The organism is Actinomadura parmotrematis (assembly GCF_019458805.1).
Taxonomy (GTDB): Bacteria; Actinomycetota; Actinomycetes; order Streptosporangiales; family Streptosporangiaceae; genus Spirillospora; species Spirillospora parmotrematis.
Genome location: NZ_JAIBOA010000007.1, coordinates 243,248 through 262,913, shown reverse-complemented (window position 1 = coordinate 262,913; position 19,666 = coordinate 243,248). Strand labels below are relative to the sequence as shown.

Here is a 19,666-nt window from a genome sequence, read left to right as displayed (position 1 = left end):
GGGTTATCGCCTGTGGGCGTTTCCCTGAAACGGGTGATGTCGCTACAAATCGGCGAGGGGCTGAGGGGGTCTGTATTGGGGTGGCGCGGGGTGGGGCGGCCCATTGGGCCGGAATGGGGGAACGCCCGCGAGGGGGGCTCTCACGGGCGTTCGGGTGGTGCGGTGGCCGGTTATTGGCCGGTGAGGGTGGCGACGAGGTCGGCGGCGGTGCGGGAGCGGTCGAGGAGGGCGCCGACGTGTTGTTTGGTGCCGCGGAGGGGTTCGAGGGTGGGGACGCGCTGGAGGGATTCGCGGCCGGGGACGTCGAAGATGACGGAGTCCCAGGAGGCGGCGGCGACGGATTCGGCGTACTGGCGGAGGCAGCGGCCGCGGAAGTAGGCGCGGGTGTCCTCGGGGGGTTCCTCGATGGCGTGGTCGACCTGGTCGTCGGTGAGGAGGCGGTTGATGCGTCCGCGGGCGACGAGGCGGTTGTAGAGGCCTTTGTCGGGGCGGATGTCGGTGTATTGCAGGTCGACGAGTTGGAGGCGGGGGTGGGACCAGTCGAGGCCGTCGCGGGTGCGGTAGCCCTCGAGGAGTTCGAGTTTGGCGACCCAGTCGAGTTCGCGGGAGAGCTGCATGGGGTCGTCGCCGAGGCGGTGGAGGACCGATTCCCAGCGGTCGAGGACGTCGGTGGTCATGTCGTCGACGTCGGCGCCGTAGTGGTCTTCGACGTATTTGCGGGATTGTTCGAGGTATTCCATCTGGAGTTGGACGGCGGTCATTTTGCGGCCGTCGCGGAGGGTGAGGAGGTGTTTGCAGGTGGGGTCGTGGGAGATGGCGCGGAGGGTGGCGACGGGCATGTCGACGGTGAGGTCGGTGGTGAGGAAGCCGTCTTCGATCATGGCGAGGACGAGGGCGGTGGTGCCGAGTTTGAGGTAGGTGGAGGTCTCGCTCATGTTGGCGTCGCCGATGATGACGTGGAGGCGGCGGTATTTTTCGGGGTCGGCGTGGGGTTCGTCGCGGGTGTTGATGATGGGGCGTTTGAGGGTGGTTTCGAGGCCGACTTCGACTTCGAAGAAGTCGGCGCGCTGGCTGATTTGGAAGCCGTCGCCGCGGCCGTCGACGCCGATGCCGACGCGGCCGGCGCCGGTGATGATCTGGCGGGTGATGAAGAAGGGGGTGAGGTGGCGGACGATGTCGGCGAAGGGGGTTCGGCGTTTCATGAGGTAGTTCTCATGGCAGCCGTAGGAGGCGCCTTTGTTGTCGGTGTTGTTCTTGTAGAGCTGGATGGGGTGGGTGCCGGGGATGAGGGCGGCGCGGGCGGCGGCGTCGGCCATGACGCGTTCGCCGGCTTTGTCCCAGAGGGTGGCGTCGCGGGGGTTGGTGCATTCGGGGGCGGAGTATTCGGGGTGGGCGTGGTCGACGTAGAGGCGGGCGCCGTTGGTGAGGATGACGTTGGCGAGGCCGAGGTCTTCGTCGGTGAGCTGGGTGGGGTCGGCGACTTCGCGGGCGAGGTCGAAGCCGCGGGCGTCGCGGAGGGGGTTCTCTTCTTCGAAGTCCCAGCGGGCGCGTCTGGCGCGGGCCGCGGTGGCGGCGAGGTAGGCGTTGACGACCTGGGAGGAGGTCACCATCGCGTTGGCTCCTGGTTGGCCGGGGACGGAGATGCCGTACTCGGTCTCGATGCCCATGACGCGCCGAACACTCATATCGTCGAGCCTATCGGGGCGGGCGGGGTGGAGCCATGGGGCGGGGCGGGGTGGCGCGGGGGTGTCGGCGGCGGGGTGGGGGTTTTGTGCTGGTCGGGGGTGGTCCGGGGCTGGACGTGGTTCGGCGCGGCGGCCCGGTGGGGGCCGCCGCGCCGTGGTGGTGCGGTGGTGCGGGTGTTACAGGTACTGGCCGGTGTTGGCGACGGTGTCGATGGAGCGGCCGGCGTCGTTGCCCTTGGTTCCGGAGACGAGGGTGCGGATGTAGACGATCCGCTCGCCCTTCTTGCCGGAGATGCGGGCCCAGTCGTCGGGGTTGGTGGTGTTGGGCAGGTCCTCGTTCTCGGAGAACTCGTCGACGCAGGCCTCGAGGAGGTGCGCGATGCGCATGCCCTTCTGGCCGGTGTCGAGGAACTGCTTGATGGCCATCTTCTTGGCGCGGTCGACGATGTTCTGGATCATGGCGCCGGAGTTGAAGTCCTTGAAGTAGAGGACTTCCTTGTCGCCGTTGGCGTAGGTGACCTCGAGGAAGCGGTTCTCCTCGTTCTCGGTGTACATGCGTTCGACGACGCGCTGGATCATGGCGTCGACGGCGCTGTCGGCGTCGCCGCCGTTCTCCTTGACGTCGTCGGGGTGCAGGGGCAGGCCCGGCAGGATGTACTTGGAGAAGATGTCCTTGGCGGCTTCGGCGTCGGGGCGTTCGATCTTGATTTTGACGTCGAGGCGGCCGGGGCGCAGGATCGCGGGGTCGATCATGTCCTCGCGGTTGGAGGCGCCGATGACGATGACGTTCTCCAGGCCCTCGACGCCGTCGATCTCGCTGAGGAGCTGGGGGACGATGGTGTTCTCGACGTCGGAGGAGACGCCGGATCCGCGGGTGCGGAAGATGGAGTCCATCTCGTCGAAGAAGACGATGACCGGGGTGCCGGCGCTGGCCTTCTCGCGGGCGCGCTGGAAGACCAGGCGGATGTGGCGCTCGGTCTCGCCGACGTACTTGTTGAGGAGTTCGGGGCCCTTGATGTTGAGGAAGAAGCTCTTGCCCTCCTGGCCGGTCTGCTCGGCGACCTTCTTGGCCAGGGAGTTGGCGACGGCCTTGGCGATGAGGGTCTTGCCGCAGCCGGGGGGCCCGTACAGCAGGACGCCCTTGGGGGGGCGCAGCTGGTGCTCGCGGAACAGGTCCGCGTGCAGGTAGGGCAGTTCGACGGCGTCGCGGATCATCTCGATCTGGGAGCCGAGGCCGCCGATCTCCTCGTAGGAGATGTCGGGGACCTCTTCGAGGACGAGTTCCTCGACCTCGGCCTTGTGGATCTTCTCGTAGGCGTATCCGGAGCGGGATTCGAGCATGAGCGAGTCGCCCGCCCGGAGGGGGAGGCCGCGCAGCGGCTCGGCGAGCTTGATGACGCGCTCCTCGTCGGCGTGCGCGATCACCAGGGCCCGGTCGTCGCCGATGAGCTCCTTGAGCATGACGACCTCGCCCTGCTCTTCGAAGGAGAGGGCTTCGACGACGTTGAGCGCCTCGTTGAGCATGACCTCCTGGCCGCGCTGGAGTTCGTCGACGTCGACGGCGGAGCTGACGTTGACCCTCAGCTTGCGTCCGCCGGTGAAGATGTCGACGGTCCCGTCGTCGCGTGCCTCGAGGAAGACGCCGTAGCCGGATGGCGGTTGGGCCAGCCGGTCGACCTCCTCCTTGAGCGCGATGATCTGCTCGCGCGCCTCCTTGAGCGTCGACACGAGACGTTCGTTCTGTCCGGTCACTGCGGCCAGGTTGGCCTGCGCCTCATGGAGGCGTTCCTCTAGAACCCTTACTTGACGCGGGGATTCGGCGAGCTTGCGCCGCAGCACGGAGATCTCCTCCTCCAAGAAGGACACCTGCGTCTGGAAGTCTCTGGCTTCCTTGTCGTGCTGCCTGCGCGCCCCTGCATCGTCACGAGCGGCCACGCCCCGTCACCTCCTCACGAAGAGAGCCGACGACCTACTGAGACCCTACCTATCTGGAGGGCTTCCGTAACCTGCCGCTTCGGTTCTCCTGCCGTACCGGGGTGATCTTGGGGGGTGCGGGGGGCGGGCGGGGTGGCGGGAAGGATTGCGGCGGGGCGGCCGCGGGGCGGGAAATCGGAGGGTTCGTCCCGAACGCCGCCGCAAGATTTGCCCTTTTCATGCCCTATGTCCGCCCCGTTCCGGAGCGGGCACCGCGGGTTAAATCCCTGTGACGCGATGACCGGGGGTAGCCGCCGCCCGGGCGCGTCGCGGCGCGCGGGCGGCCCGATGTGACTTACGCCTCGTCACCCTCCGCCACCGCGGGCGCCTCCGGGACGGTCCCGGCGGCGGCCGCGGGGACGGCCGGGGCGTCCTCGGCGGGGTGGGCGCCCTTGGCGGGGCGGCGGCGCCGCAGCGGCGGGGCGACGCCGTCGGCGAGGCGCCGCGCGGTCACCAGGAAGCCGGTGTGGCCGATCATGCGGTGGTCGGGGCGGACGGCGAGGCCCTCCACGTGCCAGGACCGCAGCAGCGTCTCGAAGGCGTAGGGCTCGGCGAACGCGCCGTGGCCGCGCAGGTCCTCCACCACCCGCGACATCTGGGTGGTGGTGGCGACGTACACGCAGACCATGCCGCCGGGCACCAGGGCCTTGGCGACGGCGTCGACGCACTCCCAGGGCGCGAGCATGTCCAGGACGACGCGGTCGACCTCGGTCTCGGCGAGGGCGTCCTCCAGCGACCCGACGGTGAGCCGCCAGGAGGGGTGCGGGCCGCCGAAGAACCTCTCCACGTTGCCGCGGGCGATCTCGGCGAAGTCCGCGCGGCGCTCGTAGGAGGAGACCAGGCCGTGCTCGCCGACGGCGCGCAGCAGGAAGCACGACAGGGCGCCCGAGCCGGCGCCGGCCTCGACGACGCGGGCGCCGGGGAAGATGTCGGCCTGGGCGATGATCTGCGCGGCGTCCTTGGGGTAGACGACGGCGGCGCCGCGCGGCATGCGGACGGCGAAGTCGGTGAGCAGCGGCCGGAACGCCAGGTACTCCACGCCGCCGGTGGAGCGGAACACCGATCCCTCGGGGCTGCCGATGATCTCGTCGTGCGGGACCGAGCCCTTGTGGGAGTGGTAGACCTTGCCGGCCTGCAGCGTGACGGTGTTGATGCGGCCCTTGGGGTCGGTGAGCTGAACCTGGTCGCCGGGCCGGAAGGGGCCGTGCGGGATCCGGCCGGTCCACGTGCCGCCGGAGGCGGCCTGACCGGCGGGGACGGCGGTGGAGGAAGGTTCGCTCATGGGGGTCAAGGCTAGCGGTGCGCGGGCACCGGACCGGCCATCGCGGCCTTCCCCGCCCGGGCGCCGCCCGGGGTCAGGTCCCGGCGAAGGCGCGGTCGACGTCGGCGACCGCCAGCACCCCGTAGAGCCGCCCGTCGGGCTCGACGAGCAGGTACTCCGAGGCGGGGGCGCGGCGCAGCGCGACGAGCAGGTCCTCCCCGGCGAGGTCGGCGGGCAGGGTGAGGTCGGCCTCCAGGCCGCGCGACAGGTCGCCGACGGAGATCCAGGGGCGGCGCTGCGGGGGCGTGGCGAGGACGGCCCTCTCGCTGACCAGGCCGCGGGGGCGGCCGTCGTGGTCGACGACGACGATGGCGCCGGCCTGCGCCTCCTGGGCGCGGCGGACGGCCTCGGCGAGCGGCACGTCGGCGGTGACCTCGGCGGCGCGGCGGGCCAGGCGGCGCGCGGCGAGCAGCGGCACCCGGTCGCGGATGCGCTCGGCGGTGATGGCCTGGGTCGCGCCGACCCAGATGAACGCCGCGACCATCGCCGACCACAGCAGCCCGAGGAACCCGAAGCCGCCCCCGCCGCCGGCGCTGACGAACGCGCCGAACGCGAGGCAGGCGACGGCGACGGCGCGGCCGATCCAGGCGGCCGCCAGGGCGCCGTTGCGGGCGCGGCCGGTGGCCTTCCACACGGCGGCGCGGACCATGCGGCCGCCGTCCAGGGGCAGGCCCGGCAGCAGGTTGAACACCCCGACCAGCAGGTTGGCGTAGGTGAGGGCGCCGACGAGGAGCAGCGCGACGTCCGGCAGCGGCGCGAACGCGTGCAGGGCCAGGCCGGCGCCCGCCAGGACCAGGTTGGTGAGGGGGCCGGCGAAGGCGATGAGGAACTCGCGGCCCGGCGTCGGCGCCTCCCGGCCGATCGAGGTCTCCCCGCCGAGGATGTGCAGCGTCACCGACCGCACGGGCAGGCCGAGGACGCGGGCGGTGACGGCGTGGCTGAGCTCGTGGACGAACACCGACCCGTACAGCAGGAGCGCGTAGGCGAACGCGACGGCGTAGCTGCCCGGCCGCCCCACCACGTCGTCGACCTGGCCCTCGAACATGAGGGTGACGACGAGCGCGACGACGAACCAGCTCGGGGAGACGTAGACGGGGATGCCGAAGGGGCGCCCGAACGCCAGGCCGGGGCGGCGCGTCCCGTCCTCGGGGCCGGGGTCGGATCCGGGGTCGGGGGCGCCGCGCCCCGGCCGGTCGGGCCCCGGGCCCGCGGGTCCGGGCCCGGGGCCCGCGGGGGTGGTGTCCTCGGTCGGGGGTGCGCTGTCTGTCACGGCACCGATGCTACGGCCCCCGGCGCGGGGCGCGGCTCCCCCGACCCGCCGTGATCCCCGTCATGCTCCCCCGGGGCCCCCGCACCGGTCCCCGCGCAGGTCCCCGCCGTGATCGGTCCGGGGCCGCGGCGGGCGCCCGGCGCGTCCGGCCGGGACCGCGCCCTTTCGTCGGAGGTGTCGCCTACGCTGCCATGACATGACGACCACCGAGCCGACCACCGGAGAGCCCGCCCCGGCGGCGGGCGAGGTCATCGGATCGCTGTCGCCTTCGCGGGCGGGCGACTTCATGACCTGCCCCCTGCTGTACCGGTTCCGGGTCATCGACAAGCTCCCCGAGAAGCCGAGCCCGGCGATGGTGCGGGGCACGCTCGTGCATTCGGTGCTGGAGCACCTGTACGACCTGCCCGCCGGGGAGCGCACCGTCGGCGCCGCGCAGGGGATGCTCGGCCCCGAGTGGGAGAGGCTCCTGAAGGAGGAGCCCGAGCTGGCGGGGCTGTTCCCCGGGGACGCGGCGGGCGAGGCCGAGCAGGCGGCGTGGCTGAAGCAGGCCGCCCGGCAGCTGGAGCGCTACTTCAAAATGGAGGATCCGCGGCACTTGGAGCCGGCCGAGCGCGAGGTGTTCGTGGAGACGGTGCTGGAGTCGGGGCTGAAGCTGCGCGGGTTCATCGACCGCCTGGACGTCGCCCCGACCGGCGAGGTCCGCATCGTCGACTACAAGACCGGGTCGGCGCCCGGCGCCGGGTTCGAGGCGCGGGCGCTGTTCCAGATGAAGTTCTACGCCCTGGTGATGTGGCGGGTGCGCGGTGCGGTGCCGCGGCTGCTGCAGCTGATGTACCTGGGCGACGGCGAGGTGCTGCGCTACGCGCCCGACGAGGCCGACCTGCGGGCCACCGAGCGCAAGGTGCTGGCCTTGTGGGAGGCGATCCGGCGGGCGATGGACACCGGCGACTGGCGGCCCCGCCGGAACCGGCTGTGCGACTGGTGCGACCACAAGGCGCGGTGCCCGGTGTGGGGCGGCACTCCCCCGCCGCTGCCCGAGCGGCCGGTGGTGCGTCCCTCCCCCGCCGACCTGGAGTCGGCCGCGCGCGAGCGCGACGACCTCTGAGCCGCCCGGGTGAGCCGCCCGTGCGGCGGGGCGCCGGGGCCGGGGTCTCCTCCGCAAGGAGGACCGGGGATCGGCGTTCAGGAGGGCTCACCACCTGGCGCGACCTCCTAGGGTGAGAATCGTGTCACCCCGCATCCGAGGTCTGCGTGCCTGCCGTGCCTGGCTGAAGGCGCGCCCGCAGGGCGGTGACGCGTTCCTCGCGGTGCTGCTGCTCGCGCTCGGGTTGTTCCAGGTGTTCTGGCAGCGGATCGGCGTCGACGACGACGTGCACTGGCGCGACCCCGACGTGTGGCAGGCGCTGCTGATCGTCGTGGGGGCGATGGCGCTGACGCTGCGGCGGGTGTGGCCCATGACGACGCTGGCGGTGGTGCTCGCCGCCGAGATCGGCCTCACCGTCGGCGACTACGTGCCGACGATCAGCGACGCGGTGCTGCTGCTGATCGCGGTGTACGGCGTCGCGGCGCACCGGGGGCTGGCGCGGGCGACGCTCGGCGGCGTCGCGGCGCTCGCGGTGTTCAACGTGATGCTGTACCTGCTGCCCTCGGGCGTCGAGACGGTGTCGGTGCTGACCAACAACGCCCTGGTGGTGGGGGTGTGGGTGCTCGGCCGCAACCTGCGGCTGCGGCGCGCCTACTTCGCCGAGCTGGAGGACCGGGCCGCGCGGCTGGAGCGCGCGCGCGGCACCGACGCGCGCGCCGCCCGCATCGAGGAGCGGTCCCGTATCGCCCGCGAGCTGCACGACGTCGTCGCCCACCACGTGAGCGTGATGACGGTGCAGGCGGGCGCCGCGCGCCGCATCATCGACCGCAACCCCGACGGGGCGCGCGAGGCGATGTCCACCATCGAGGAGGTCGGCCGCACCGCGCTCAGCGAGATGCGGCGCATCGTCGGGGTGCTGCGCACCGACCGCGATGCCGACCAGGCCGGCCGCGAGCTCGCGCCCCAGCCCGGCCTCGGCGACCTCGGGGCGCTGCTGGACCACGTCCGCGAGACCGGCCTCGCCGTCCAGCTGTGGATCGAGGGCGAGGCCCGCACCCCCTCGCCCGGCGTCGACGTGGCGGCGTTCCGCCTCATCCAGGAGGCCCTCACCAACACCCTCAAGCACGCCGGGCCGAAGGCGCGCGCCTGGGTGCGGCTCTACTACTCCGCCGCCGACCTGACGGTGGAGATCGAGGACGACGGCCGCGGCACCGCCACGATCATGGCCGACGGCGGCGACAAGCCCGGCCACGGCCTGGTCGGCATGTACGAGCGGGTCGCGCTGTACGGCGGGGAGCTGCGCATCGGCCCCCGCGTCGGCGGCGGGTTCGGCGTGCGCGCCAGGTTCCCGCTGGAGGCATAGATTTGGGCGACGACAACGGAGCGGAGCGCGCGGCGGCCCGGGGCACGGGCGGGCGCGCGGCCGGGAACGGGGCGGGGCGATGAGCGCGGTACGGGTGCTGCTGGTGGACGACCAGCCGCTGCTGCGGACGGGGTTCCGGCTGATCCTGGAGGCCGAGCCCGACATCGCGGTGGTCGGCGAGGCCGGGGACGGCGCCGCCGCGGTCGAGCTGACCCGCTCGCTGCTGCCCGACGTGGTGCTGATGGACATCCGCATGCCGGGCGTGGACGGCATCGAGGCGACCCGGCGGATCATCCGGGAGGAGGCCGCCTCGCACGACCCCAAGGTGCTGATCCTCACCACCTTCGACCTCGACGAGTACGTCATCGAGGCGGTCCGCGCCGGCGCCAGCGGGTTCCTGCTGAAGGACTCCCCGCCCGAGGACCTGGTCGCCGCGATCCGCATCGTCGCCGCCGGCGACGCGATCGTGGCGCCGTCGGTGACGCGGCGGCTGCTGGACAAGTTCGCCACCCGCCTGCCGTCGGTGCGCGACTCCGCGCCGCCGCCCGGCCTCGCGACGCTGACCGAGCGCGAGCGCGAGGTGCTGTCGCATGTCGCGCGCGGCCAGTCCAACGCCGAGATCGCCGCGGCGCTGGTGGTGAGCGAGACGACGGTGAAGACCCACGTCGGCAACGTCCTCGCCAAGCTCGGGCTGCGCGACCGGGTGCAGGCGGTGGTGTACGCCTACGAGACGGGGCTGAGCAGGCCCGGCCAGAGCTGACGCGGCCCGCCGCGCAGGGGCGCTCCGGGGAAACCCTGGGGCGCCCCCCGTCGTTGGTAGGGGTCCCCTGGTCCCTGGGGACGAAGCCGGGGCCGGGATCTCCCACCACGGGTGGAGCCGATAGTCCCTTCCCTGGGCCCATCCCCCGGGCCCCCGCGGCTTCTAGTGTTCCAGGGGACGGGGCCGCCGCGGGGGACGGTCCCGCGCCCGCCCGGGCCTCCGGGCGCCCGACCACTTCTGCAAGGGGAGCCACCCGTGACGAACACCGCCCCACCCACCGCCGACGCGCAGCCCGCGCCCGGGGCGGACGACGTCGCCGCGTCGGCCCACCGCATCGCCAAGGTCTACGGGCGCGGCGACGCCCAGGTCATCGCGCTGGACGCGGTGACGGTGGACATCCCCCGCGGCCGCTTCACCGCCGTCATGGGCCCCTCGGGGTCGGGCAAGTCCACCCTCATGCACTGCATGGCCGGCCTGGACTCGGTCGACTCCGGCGAGGTCTACATCGGCGGCACCGACCTCACCAAGCTCAAGGACAAGCAGCTCACCCGGCTGCGCCGCGACAAGGTCGGGTTCGTCTTCCAGGCGTTCAACCTGGTGCCGACGCTGACGGCGCTGGAGAACATCACCCTGCCGATGGACATCGCCGGCCGCAAGCCCGACCGCGAATGGCTCGACCGCGTCGTCGACACCGTCGGGCTGCGGCCCCGGCTGTCGCACCGGCCGACCGAGCTGTCGGGCGGCCAGCAGCAGCGCGTCGCCTGCGCCCGCGCCCTCGCCTCCCGCCCCGAGATCATCTTCGCGGACGAGCCGACCGGCAACCTGGACTCGCGGTCGGGCGCCGAGGTCCTGACGTTCCTGCGCGACTCGGTCACCGAGATGGGCCAGACCATCGTCATGGTCACCCACGACCCCAACGCCGCCGCCTACGCCGACCAGGTGCTGTTCCTCACCGACGGCCGCATCGTCGACACCATGCAGCGGCCGACCGCCGAGCGCGTCCTGGAGCGCATGAAGGGCTTCGAGCTGCCGGGGGCGATGGCCCGATGATGGGCAGGGTCACCCTCCGCAACCTGGCCGCGCACAAGATCCGGCTGGTGCTCACCGCCGTCGCGGTCATCCTCGGCGTCGCGTTCGTCGCCGGCACCCTCATCTTCACCGACACCATGAACGGCCGGTTCGACCAGCTCTTCGACAAGATCGGCAAGGACGTCGCGGTGCAGGTCCGCGGCACCGCCCTCGGCGAGGGCACCGACGACCAGGGCGAGAAGGAGCGCGGCCCCGTCCCCGCCGCGCTGCTCGCCAAGGTCGCCGCCGTGCCCGGCGTCAAGAACGCCACCGGCAACGTCACCGGCTACGCCGCCCTCGTCGGCCGCGACGGCAAGATCGTCGGCGATGAGGGGCAGGGCGCGCCGCAGCTCGGCATCAACTACACCCCCGGCGCGCTCACCGCCATCGTCTCCGGCCGCGCCCCCGCCGCCGGCGGCGAGATCGCCATCGGCGACGCCATGGCGAAGAAGACCGGTTACCAGGCCGGCGACCGCGCCCGCGTCGTCACCACCTCCGGCGTCCAGCCCGTCACCATCGTCGGCGTCATGGACAGCGGCGACATGATGGGCGCCACCACCGTGGCGTTCGACACCGCCACCGCCCAGCGCCTCATGCTGAAGCCCGGCTACTTCACCGACATCACCGCGCGCAGCACCGGCGTCCCCGAGGACGTGCTGCGCGCCCGCGTCGCCCGCGTCCTGCCCGCCGGCACCGAGGCCATCACCGGCACCGCCATGCGCGCCGAGAGCAAGGACGCCATCGCCTCCTTCATGGGCTTCTTCCGCGCCCTGCTGCTGTCCTTCGCCCTGGTGTCGATCTTCGTCGGGGCGTTCATCATCTTCAACACCTTCTCCATGCTGGTCGCCCAGCGCACCCGCGAGCTCGCGCTGCTGCGCGCCATCGGCGCCGCCCGCGCCCAGGTCACCCGCGCCGTCCTCGGCGAGGCCCTGGCCGTCGGCGTCGTCGGCTCCACCCTCGGCATCGCCGCCGGCGCCGGCCTCGCCGCGCTGCTGCAGGGCCTCATCGGCAGCGGCGGCGGCCTCACCGTCACCGCCACCCCCATCTGGGTGTCCTACCTCGTCGGCGTGCTCGTCACCGTCGTGTCGGCCTACTTCCCCGCCCGCCGCGCCGCCAAGATCCCCCCGGTCGCCGCGATGCGCGACGACGTCGCGCTCCCCCAGCGGTCCCTGCGCGTCCGCGTCGCCGCCGGCGCGCTGCTCACCCTCGCCGGCGCCGCCCTCATCGCCCTCGGCCTCGGCGGCGACGGCGGCAACCCCGCCGCCATCGTCGGCGCCGGCGCCTTCGGGGTGTTCCTCGGCGTGACGCTGCTCGCCCCCGTCATCAGCGTCCCCGTCGTGAAGGTCCTCGGCTGGCCGTTCACCAAGCTGTTCGGCGCCACCGGCCGCCTCGCCCGGCAGAACGCGCTGCGCAACCCGCGCCGCACCGCCGCCACCGCCGCCGCCCTCATGATCGGCCTGGCGCTGGTGACGGCCGTGGACGTCCTCGGGTCCTCCATGCGCGCCTCGGTCGGCGCCCAGATCGACCAGCAGTTCGGCGCCGACTACACCGTCTCGGGCACCGGCGGCGGCGGCGTGTCGCCCGCCGACGCCAAGCGCGTCGCCGCCGTCCCGGGCGTGCGGAACACCGTGCCGGTGTACGTGGGCAAAGCCCTGTTCGGCACCGCCAAGGGCAACTCCTCCTACATCGCCGGCGACGTCGCCGCCCTGGCCCGCGCCGCCCGCCTCGACATGATCAGCGGTAGTGCGCGGGCCGGCGCGGACGGCGTGCTGCTGGACAAGAAGACCGCCGAGAAGCGCGGCGTCGCCGTCGGCGGCACCCTGACCGCCGCGTTCGCCGACCACAGCACGGTGCCGCTGCGCGTCAGCGGCATCTACGAGAAGAGCGACTTCCTCGGCGGCATCATCGCCCCCGCGAAGGTCTACCTCGCCCACGCCGACAAGCCCGTCGTCGACACCCTCGTCATCGACGCCGGCGGCGCCACCAAGGCCAAGACCGCCGCGTTGAAGAACGCCGTCAAGGACAACCCGGCGCTGAAGGTCCAGGACAAGCAGGCGGTGAAGGACCAGGTCAACGGGCAGGTCGACCAGTTCGTCAACTTCCTCACCATCCTGCTGGTGATGTCGATCGTCATCGCGGCGGTCGGCGTCGTCAACACCCTCGCCCTGTCGGTCACCGAGCGCACCCGCGAGATCGGGTTGCTGCGCGCCATCGGCATCAGCCGCCTCCAGCTGCGCCGCATGATCCGCGTCGAGTCCATCGTCATCGCGGTGTTCGGCGCCCTGCTCGGCATGGGCATTGGCGTGGCGTTCGGCGCCGCCCTGCAGAACGCCCTCGCCGACGACGGCCTGGACGTCCTGGCGATCCCCGGCGGCACCCTGGCGATCTACCTCGCGATCGCCGCCGCCATCGGCGTCCTCGCCGCCCTGTGGCCCGCCTGGCGCGCCGGCCGCATGGACGTGCTGAAGGCCATCTCCACCGAGTGACGTCCCGCAGGACAAGGCGAAGGCCCGGCCCCCGTTCGGGGGCCGGGCCTTCGCCTCGCGCGCCGCTTGCGCGGTGGAGAGCCGCGGTCAGTCCTGGTCGGCGAGGGGCGCCTCGTCGGGGGACGCGCCGTGCGCGACGGCGGCCTTGGCGACCGTGTCGGTCTCGCTCACCGTGGCGTTCTCGGGGAAGTGGCAGGCCACCTCGTGCCCCGGGCTGAGCCGCACCAGCGGCGGCTCCACCGTCTTGCAGATCTCCTGCGCCTTCCAGCAGCGGGTGTGGAACCGGCACGCCGGCGGCGGGTCCAGCGGCGACGGCACGTCGCCCTGCAGCCGGATCCGCTCGCGGCCCTCGCGCAGCGACGGGTCGGGCACCGGCACCGCCGACAGCAGCGCGTTGGTGTAGGGGTGCATCGGCCGCTCGTACAGCTCGGCGCGGTCCGCCACCTCCACGATCTTGCCGAGGTACATGACCGCGACGCGGTCGGAGATGTGCCGCACCACCGACAGGTCGTGCGCGATCACCACGTAGGTGAGGTCGAGCTCGTCCTGCAGGTCCTCCATCAGGTTGACCACCTGCGCCTGCACCGACACGTCCAGCGCCGACACCGGCTCGTCGGCCACGATCAGCTTGGGCTTCAGCGCGAGCGTGCGGGCGATGCCGATGCGCTGGCGCTGCCCGCCGGAGAACTCGTGCGGGTACCGGTTGTAGTGCTCGGGGTTCAGGCCGACCAGCTCCAGCAGGTCCTGGACCGCGCGCTTCACCCCGTGCTCGGTCCGGATGTTCTGCAGCCGGAACGGCGCCCCCACGATCGCGCCGACCGTCTGGCGCGGGTTCAGCGACGAGTACGGGTCCTGGAAGATCATCTGGAGGTCGCGGCGGAGCGGCCGCATCTGCCCGCGCGACAGCTTGGTGATGTCGCGGCCCTCGAAGGTGATCCTGCCGAAGCTGGGGTCCAGCAGCCGCATGATCATGCGGCCGGTGGTGGACTTGCCGCAGCCCGACTCCCCCACCAGGCCGAGCGTCTCGCCCTTGCGGACCGAGAACGACACGCCGTCCACGGCCTTGACCGCGCCGACCTGGCGGCGCAGCAGCCCCGCCGTCACCGGGAAGTGCTTGCCGAGGTTGTCGACCTCCAGCATCACCTCGCCCTGCGGCCTCGGCTCGGGCGCGGGCTCCGGCGCCGGCTTGGCGGCGTCCTGAATGGTCTTGGAAGTGCTCACAGTGGTGTCCCCGCTCATCACAGCTTCGGCGCGATCTCGGCGTTCCAGATCTCCCGCCGCTGTTCCAGCGGGAGGTGGCAGGCCGCCTTGTGCCCCGGCTCCAGCTCGCGCAGCTCGGGCCGCTCGGTGTCGGCCTTGCCGCCGGTGAGCTCGCCGTAGGGGCAGCGCGGGTGGAACGGGCAGCCGTCCGGGACGTTGATCAGGCTGGGCGGCGAGCCCTTGATCGGCATCAGCCGCTCGCTGCGCTCGCGGTCCAGCCGCGGCATCGACCCGAGCAGCCCCCAGGTGTAGGGGTGCAGCGGCCGGTGGAAGGCGTCCTCCACCGCGGCGTACTCCACGCAGCGGCCCGCGTACATCACCAGGATGTCGTCGGACAGCTCGGCGACCACGCCCAGATCGTGGGTGATCATGATGACGGCGGAGTTGAACTCCTCCTGCAGGTCCCGGATCAGGTCCAGGATCTGCGCCTGCACCGTCACGTCCAGCGCCGTGGTCGGCTCGTCGGCGATCAGCAGCTCGGGGTCGCAGGACAGCGCCATCGCGATCATCGCGCGCTGGCGCATGCCGCCGGAGAACTGGTGCGGGTAGTCGTCCACCCGCTGGTCGGGCTTGGGGATGCCGACGCGGCCCAGCATGTCGATGGCGTGCTTGCGCGCCACCGCCTTGGACACGTCGTTGTGCACCCGGTAGGCCTCGATGATCTGCTTGCCGACCGTGTAGAAGGGGTGCATCGACGACAGCGGATCCTGGAAGATCATCGCCATCTGGCGGCCGCGCAGCCGGCGCACCTGCTCGGGCGTGGACCCGACGAGCTCCTGGCCGTCCAGCCAGATCTCCCCGGACACCCGGGCGTTCTGCCGGTTGTGCAGGCCGAGGATGCCGAGGCTCGTCACCGACTTGCCCGACCCCGACTCGCCGACGATGCCGAGGGTGCGGCCGCGCTCCAGCTGGAACGACAGGCCGTCCACCGACTTCACCACGCCGTCGTCGGTCGGGAAGTGGATCTTCAGGTCGCGGACCTCGAGGAACGCCGACGGCCGGGCGCGCTCGGCGAACTCCGCGGGAGCGGTCTCGTCGCTGGCGGTCATCAGCCCAGCCTCACTCTCGGGTCGATGGCCGCGTACAGGACGTCCACGACCAGGTTGAGCAGCACCACGAACGTGGCCGCCAGCAGCGTCACGCCGAGCACCACCGGCAGGTCGCCGCCGTTGATGGCGGCGATCGCCAGCTGGCCGAGCCCGGGGATGGAGAAGGTGTTCTCGGTCAGCACCGCGCCGCCGAGCAGCAGCCCGAGGTCCAGGCCGAACACCGTGAGGATCGGGGTCAGCGACGAGCGCAGCGCGTGCTTGGTGATGACGGTCTTCTCCGGCAGGCCCTTGGCGCGGGCGGTGCGGATGTAGTCCTCGCCGAGCGTCTCCAGCATGCCGGCCCGGGTGAGCCGGGCGTACATCGCCGCGTACAGGAACGCCAGCGTCACCCACGGCAGCACCAGCGACTCGAACCAGTGCAGCGGATCCTCGCTGAACGGCCGGTAGCTGCCGCCGCCCGGGAAGATCTTCAGGTTGTAGGAGAAGATCGCCAGGGAGAGCAGGCCGGTGAAGTAGATGGGCAGCGACACGCCGCCGAGGGCGATGACCATCGCCGCCCGGTCCAGGAACGAGCCGCGCCGCAGCGCCGACAGCACACCGATCGTCACGCCGCTGACCAGCCACAGGAGGGCCGCGCCGGCGGCCAGCGACAGCGTCGCCGGCGCCCGGTCGATCAGCTGCGGCAGGACCGGCTGGCTGGTGCGGAAGGAGTAGCCGAGGCAGGGGGCCGGGCAGTGGTCGACCTCGGGGCCGGCTTTGAAGTCCTGGCCGGCGACGATGCCCTTCAGGTAGTGGCCGTACTGGAGCACCACCGGCTGGTCCAGGTGCAGCCGCTCCTTGGTGGCCGCGATGGCCTCGGCCGTCGGCGCCTTGCCGACGTAGGAGGCCGCGATCTGGTCGGTGGTCTGACCGGCCAGCTTCGGCATCCAGAAGAAGATGCCGAAGGTCACCAGGCTGACCAGCAGCAACATGAGGACGGCACCGATCAGGCGCCTGATGATGTATGCGAGCACATTGAACGGCCCCACCCGCGGCGGGGACGGACCGGGACCTGCCCGGCCCGTGCCCCGCCGCGGGCGTCGCCTTCACCTGCCTTCAGATGAACGCACGTGCGTGGAGAAGGGTTACTTCGTCACGCCCATGTTGAGGTAGTCGTACATTCCGCCGTAACCGAGGGTGATGCCCGCGTTCGTGACGTTCTTCGGGCGGTACAGCAGCGCCTTGGCGTAGATCAGCGGAACCTCGACGGCCTGCTTCATGATCGCCTCGTCGATGTCTCCGTAGGCCTTGGTGCGCGCGGCCTTGTCGGTGTTGGAGATCGCGGCGTCGAAGGCGTCGTTGATCGACTTCTCGTTCAGCTCGGCCAGGTTGTTGCCGCCCGAGGGCTTGATGGCGCGGCCGTCGGTGATCTGCGACAGGAAGCCGTAGCCGGTCGGCCAGTCGGCCGCCCACGCCATCAGCATCATGCCGATGCCGTGGTCGTGCACGTACTTGGGGGCGCCGACGTACTTGTTGAAGTAGTCACCGGCGGGGAACTGCACGATGTCGACCTTGATGCCGACCTTGGCGAGACCCTGCTGGATGGCCTGCGCCATCGCCACTTCCTTCGGCCGGTCCGACCGGGCCGAGATCTTGGTGGTGAAGCCCTGCGGCTTGCCGCACGCGGCCAGCTCCTGCTTGGCCTTGTCCAGCGTCGCCTGGTCCACGCCGCCCGCCGACTGGTACTTCTGCGGGTACAGGTCGAACTTGCGGTAGCCGTCGACCGACGGCGGCAGCACGGTGGTGGCGACGTCGCCGCCGGCCAGCGGGCCGCCGTAGGCGGACTGCGCGGCGACCTTGTCGGTGGCGTACTGGACGGCCGTCCGGCAGTGGACGTTGTCCAGCGGCTTGACGTTGACGTTCAGCGACATGAAGCGCAGGAAGCCCTGGTAGGGGTTGTCCACGTACGGCTTCTGGTCGGCGTTCAGGACCTTGGCCTGGGTGCCGGCCTGCACGCCGACGCCGGTGACGTCCATGTCCAGCGCGCCCGACAGCAGGCGGTTGTCGATGTCGTCGGCGTTCTGCTTCAGCTGCAGCTCGATCTTGTCGGGCAGCGCCTTGCGGATCGGGTCGGTGTCCTGCCGCCAGTGCGTGTTGCGCGACAGCGTCATGACCTTGCCGCGCTGGTAGGAGTCGACCTTGTACGGGCCGCTCGACACGATCGCCGACTCGTACTTCAGGCCGGTGTCCTTGGCCTGCGGCACCGGGATCGTCTGCGACATGCCGACGAGGTAGTCGAACTCCGAGAACGCCTGCTTGAGCTTGAAGACGATGGTGTTGTCGTCCGGCGTCTCGATGGACTTCAGGCCCTCGGGGCTCTTGTCCTTGTACGGGCCCTTGTAGGGGGTCGGGTTGTCGATCAGGTACTGCTTGAAGTACTTCGGCCCGAGCTGAAGCTCGTCGCTGAAGTTCGAGCGCTCCACGGCGTACTTGACGTCCTTGGAGGTCACCGTGGTGCCGTCGTCGTACTGCACGCCGGTGCGCAGCTTGTAGGTCCAGGTCTTGCCGCCGTCGCTCGGGGTGCCGAGGCCGGTGGCGAGGTCCGGGACGACCTGGAGGCTGTCCTTGCCCGCGGCCGGCTTGAAGGTCGTGAGACCGCGGCCGTACAGGCGGGCGAAGTTCTGCGACCAGGCGTAGTAGGTGTTGCCCGGGTCCGGCGAGTCGAAGTCGTCGGAGTCGGCCAGGCGGAGCGTGCCGCCCTTCTTGTCCGACGTGTTGACGATCTTGTCGATCGCGGAGTTGTAACCCGGGCCGCTCCCCGAGCCGCCGTCGTCGCCTCCGCCGCAGGCCGCGAGGCCCGCGCTGACGACCACGCCGGCCGCCAGGACCGCAAGCGGTCTGATCTTGTTCATGTGCTGGGGCACCCTTCATTCAGACGGGTCGAACAACCCGAGGTCACTTGGCCCGGGGGTCGAGGGCGTCGCGCAGGCCGTCGCCGAACAGGTTGAAGGCGAGGACCGTGATGAAGATGGCCAGTCCGGGGATGACCATGAACATCGGTGCGACGGAGTAGGTCGAGACGGCCTGCGAGAGCATGCCGCCCCAGGAGGGCTTCGGCGGGATGACCCCGACGCCGAGGAACGACAGCGCCGCCTCGAACAGGATGTTGGTCGGGATCAGCAGGGTGGAGTACACCAGGATCGGCGCGACCAGGTTCGGCAGCAGCTCGCGGAACAGGATGTAGAAGCTGCCCGCGCCCATGCTGCGGGCGGCGTCGACGAACTCGCGCTCGCGCAGCGACAGCGTCTGGCCGCGGATGATGCGGCCGATGTAGGGCCAGTTGAAGAAGCCGATGACGAACATCAGCACCCAGATGCGCAGGCCGTTGCCCGACAGGCCGAACACCGAAGCGTCGGCCAGCACGCCGACCAGGGCGATCGCGAACAGCAGCAGCGGGAAGGCCAGGAACACGTCCATCGCCCGGCTGATGATCGTGTCGACCCAGCCGCCGAAGTAGCCGGCGACGACGCCGAGGACCACGCCGATGACGACCGACAGCAGCGTCGCGCAGAACGCCACCAGCAGCGACACGCGGGCGCCGTGCACGATGCGGGCCAGCATGTCGCGGCCGTTGCTCGGCTCGACGCCGAGCCAGTGGTCGCCGCTGATGCCCGAGTGCCAGAACCCGTACTTGGGGCGGTTGAAGGTCGGGTCGTTCAGGTTCTGGTGGAAGACGTTGGGGTCCTGCACCAGGAACGGACCGAAGATCGCGACCAGGATGAGGAAGACCACGATCCCGCCGCCGATCAGCGCCACCTTGTCGCGCTTCAGCCGCAACCAGGCGATCTGCCACAGGGACCGGCCCTGGATGGCCTTGCGGTCGATGCCGGCGAGCACCGCCTCCGGCTGCGCCTCGGCATCGGAACCGGTCACCTCGATGGGTGCGGTCACGCTCCTACCTCCTACGTCCGGCCGCTGGTTCGGCCCTGCCACCCCCGGCGCGAGACCGCGGGCAGCGGAGATCGTCCACTGCTTTCCATGCCCGATACGCCGTGTTTGCTGGAGGGAAACCTAGTACTTCGAGCACGACTGTCCATCCGTGGAGCGGCCCGCGCCAGTACCCGTTTCTGACTTGTGATCTCGCCGTCATCTAGGGCACACGTGACCTGAACAACACATCAGGCAAAGCGAGCAGATCGTATGTAAAGCCCGGGAATGGTCGGGCCCTGATCGGGCCCCGGAGCGCCGGTCTTTACCTGACCGAGTCCGGATCGAGACCATCGGACCGCAGGTCAGCGGTCTGCGGACAGCGCGAAAAGGGCCGGGGCGCCCGCCGTTGATACGGCGGGCGCCCCGGCCCGGAAGAG

General features: G+C 71.3%; 14 protein-coding genes. 5 read left to right on the top strand and 9 right to left on the bottom strand.

Annotated elements, in window-relative coordinates; translation table 11 throughout:
• Positions 1-170: 170 nt before the first annotated feature.
• The 4 genes from dop to K1Y72_RS13505 form a co-directional block, all read right to left on the bottom strand.
• Positions 171-1,685 (bottom strand): depupylase/deamidase Dop, encoded by a 1,515-nt coding sequence (gene dop, locus K1Y72_RS13520; protein WP_220166604.1) that lies wholly within the window; start codon positions 1,683-1,685, stop codon positions 171-173.
• A 177-nt stretch (positions 1,686-1,862) separates the two neighbouring features.
• Positions 1,863-3,620, bottom strand: coding sequence for a proteasome ATPase (gene arc / locus K1Y72_RS13515; protein ID WP_220166602.1), 1,758 nt, complete (start codon positions 3,618-3,620; stop codon positions 1,863-1,865).
• 334 nt (positions 3,621-3,954) lie between these two features.
• Positions 3,955-4,941 carry a tRNA (adenine-N1)-methyltransferase gene (locus K1Y72_RS13510; protein WP_220166600.1) on the bottom strand — a complete coding sequence of 329 codons (987 nt, stop codon included), beginning with the start codon at positions 4,939-4,941 and terminating at the stop codon, positions 3,955-3,957.
• Positions 4,942-5,014: 73 nt separating this feature from the next.
• Complete coding sequence (locus tag K1Y72_RS13505) at positions 5,015-6,250, bottom strand: site-2 protease family protein (RefSeq protein ID WP_372452880.1); 1,236 nt, start codon at positions 6,248-6,250, stop codon at positions 5,015-5,017.
• 196 nt (positions 6,251-6,446) lie between these two features.
• Between K1Y72_RS13505 and K1Y72_RS13500 the strand changes: the two genes are divergently transcribed.
• From K1Y72_RS13500 to K1Y72_RS13480, 5 genes are all read left to right on the top strand, one after another.
• Positions 6,447-7,355, top strand: coding sequence for a RecB family exonuclease (locus tag K1Y72_RS13500; protein ID WP_220166598.1), 909 nt, complete (start codon positions 6,447-6,449; stop codon positions 7,353-7,355).
• A gap of 121 nt (positions 7,356-7,476) precedes the next feature.
• Positions 7,477-8,697 (top strand): sensor histidine kinase, encoded by a 1,221-nt coding sequence (locus K1Y72_RS13495; protein WP_220166596.1) that lies wholly within the window; start codon positions 7,477-7,479, stop codon positions 8,695-8,697.
• Between the two features lie 79 nt (positions 8,698-8,776).
• Positions 8,777-9,457: a response regulator gene (locus K1Y72_RS13490; protein WP_220166593.1), complete on the top strand. Its 681-nt coding sequence runs from the start codon at positions 8,777-8,779 to the stop codon at positions 9,455-9,457.
• Between the two features lie 255 nt (positions 9,458-9,712).
• A complete protein-coding gene (locus K1Y72_RS13485) occupies positions 9,713-10,507 on the top strand; it encodes an ABC transporter ATP-binding protein (protein ID WP_220166591.1) in 795 nt (264 codons plus the stop codon).
• Positions 10,504-13,011, top strand: a complete 2,508-nt coding sequence (locus K1Y72_RS13480) for an ABC transporter permease (protein ID WP_258572362.1) — start codon at positions 10,504-10,506, stop codon at positions 13,009-13,011. The genes K1Y72_RS13485 and K1Y72_RS13480 overlap by 4 nt, the downstream gene beginning before the upstream one ends.
• Before the next feature lie 87 nt (positions 13,012-13,098).
• Here K1Y72_RS13480 and K1Y72_RS13475 read toward each other — a convergent pair whose 3' ends face one another.
• The 5 genes from K1Y72_RS13475 to K1Y72_RS13455 form a co-directional block, all read right to left on the bottom strand.
• Positions 13,099-14,151, bottom strand: a complete 1,053-nt coding sequence (locus K1Y72_RS13475; RefSeq protein ID WP_220166682.1) for an ABC transporter ATP-binding protein — start codon at positions 14,149-14,151, stop codon at positions 13,099-13,101.
• Between the two features lie 98 nt (positions 14,152-14,249).
• A complete protein-coding gene (locus tag K1Y72_RS13470) occupies positions 14,250-15,320 on the bottom strand; it encodes an ABC transporter ATP-binding protein (RefSeq protein ID WP_220166589.1) in 1,071 nt (356 codons plus the stop codon).
• Positions 15,320-16,333: an ABC transporter permease gene (locus tag K1Y72_RS13465; RefSeq protein WP_220166587.1), complete on the bottom strand. Its 1,014-nt coding sequence runs from the start codon at positions 16,331-16,333 to the stop codon at positions 15,320-15,322. The genes K1Y72_RS13470 and K1Y72_RS13465 overlap by 1 nt, the downstream gene beginning before the upstream one ends.
• Positions 16,334-16,444: 111 nt before the next feature.
• Positions 16,445-18,211 carry an ABC transporter substrate-binding protein gene (locus K1Y72_RS13460; RefSeq protein WP_220166585.1) on the bottom strand — a complete coding sequence of 589 codons (1,767 nt, stop codon included), beginning with the start codon at positions 18,209-18,211 and terminating at the stop codon, positions 16,445-16,447.
• A 43-nt stretch (positions 18,212-18,254) separates the two neighbouring features.
• A complete protein-coding gene (locus K1Y72_RS13455; RefSeq protein ID WP_220166583.1) occupies positions 18,255-19,250 on the bottom strand; it encodes an ABC transporter permease in 996 nt (331 codons plus the stop codon).
• Positions 19,251-19,666: the final 416 nt, after the last annotated feature.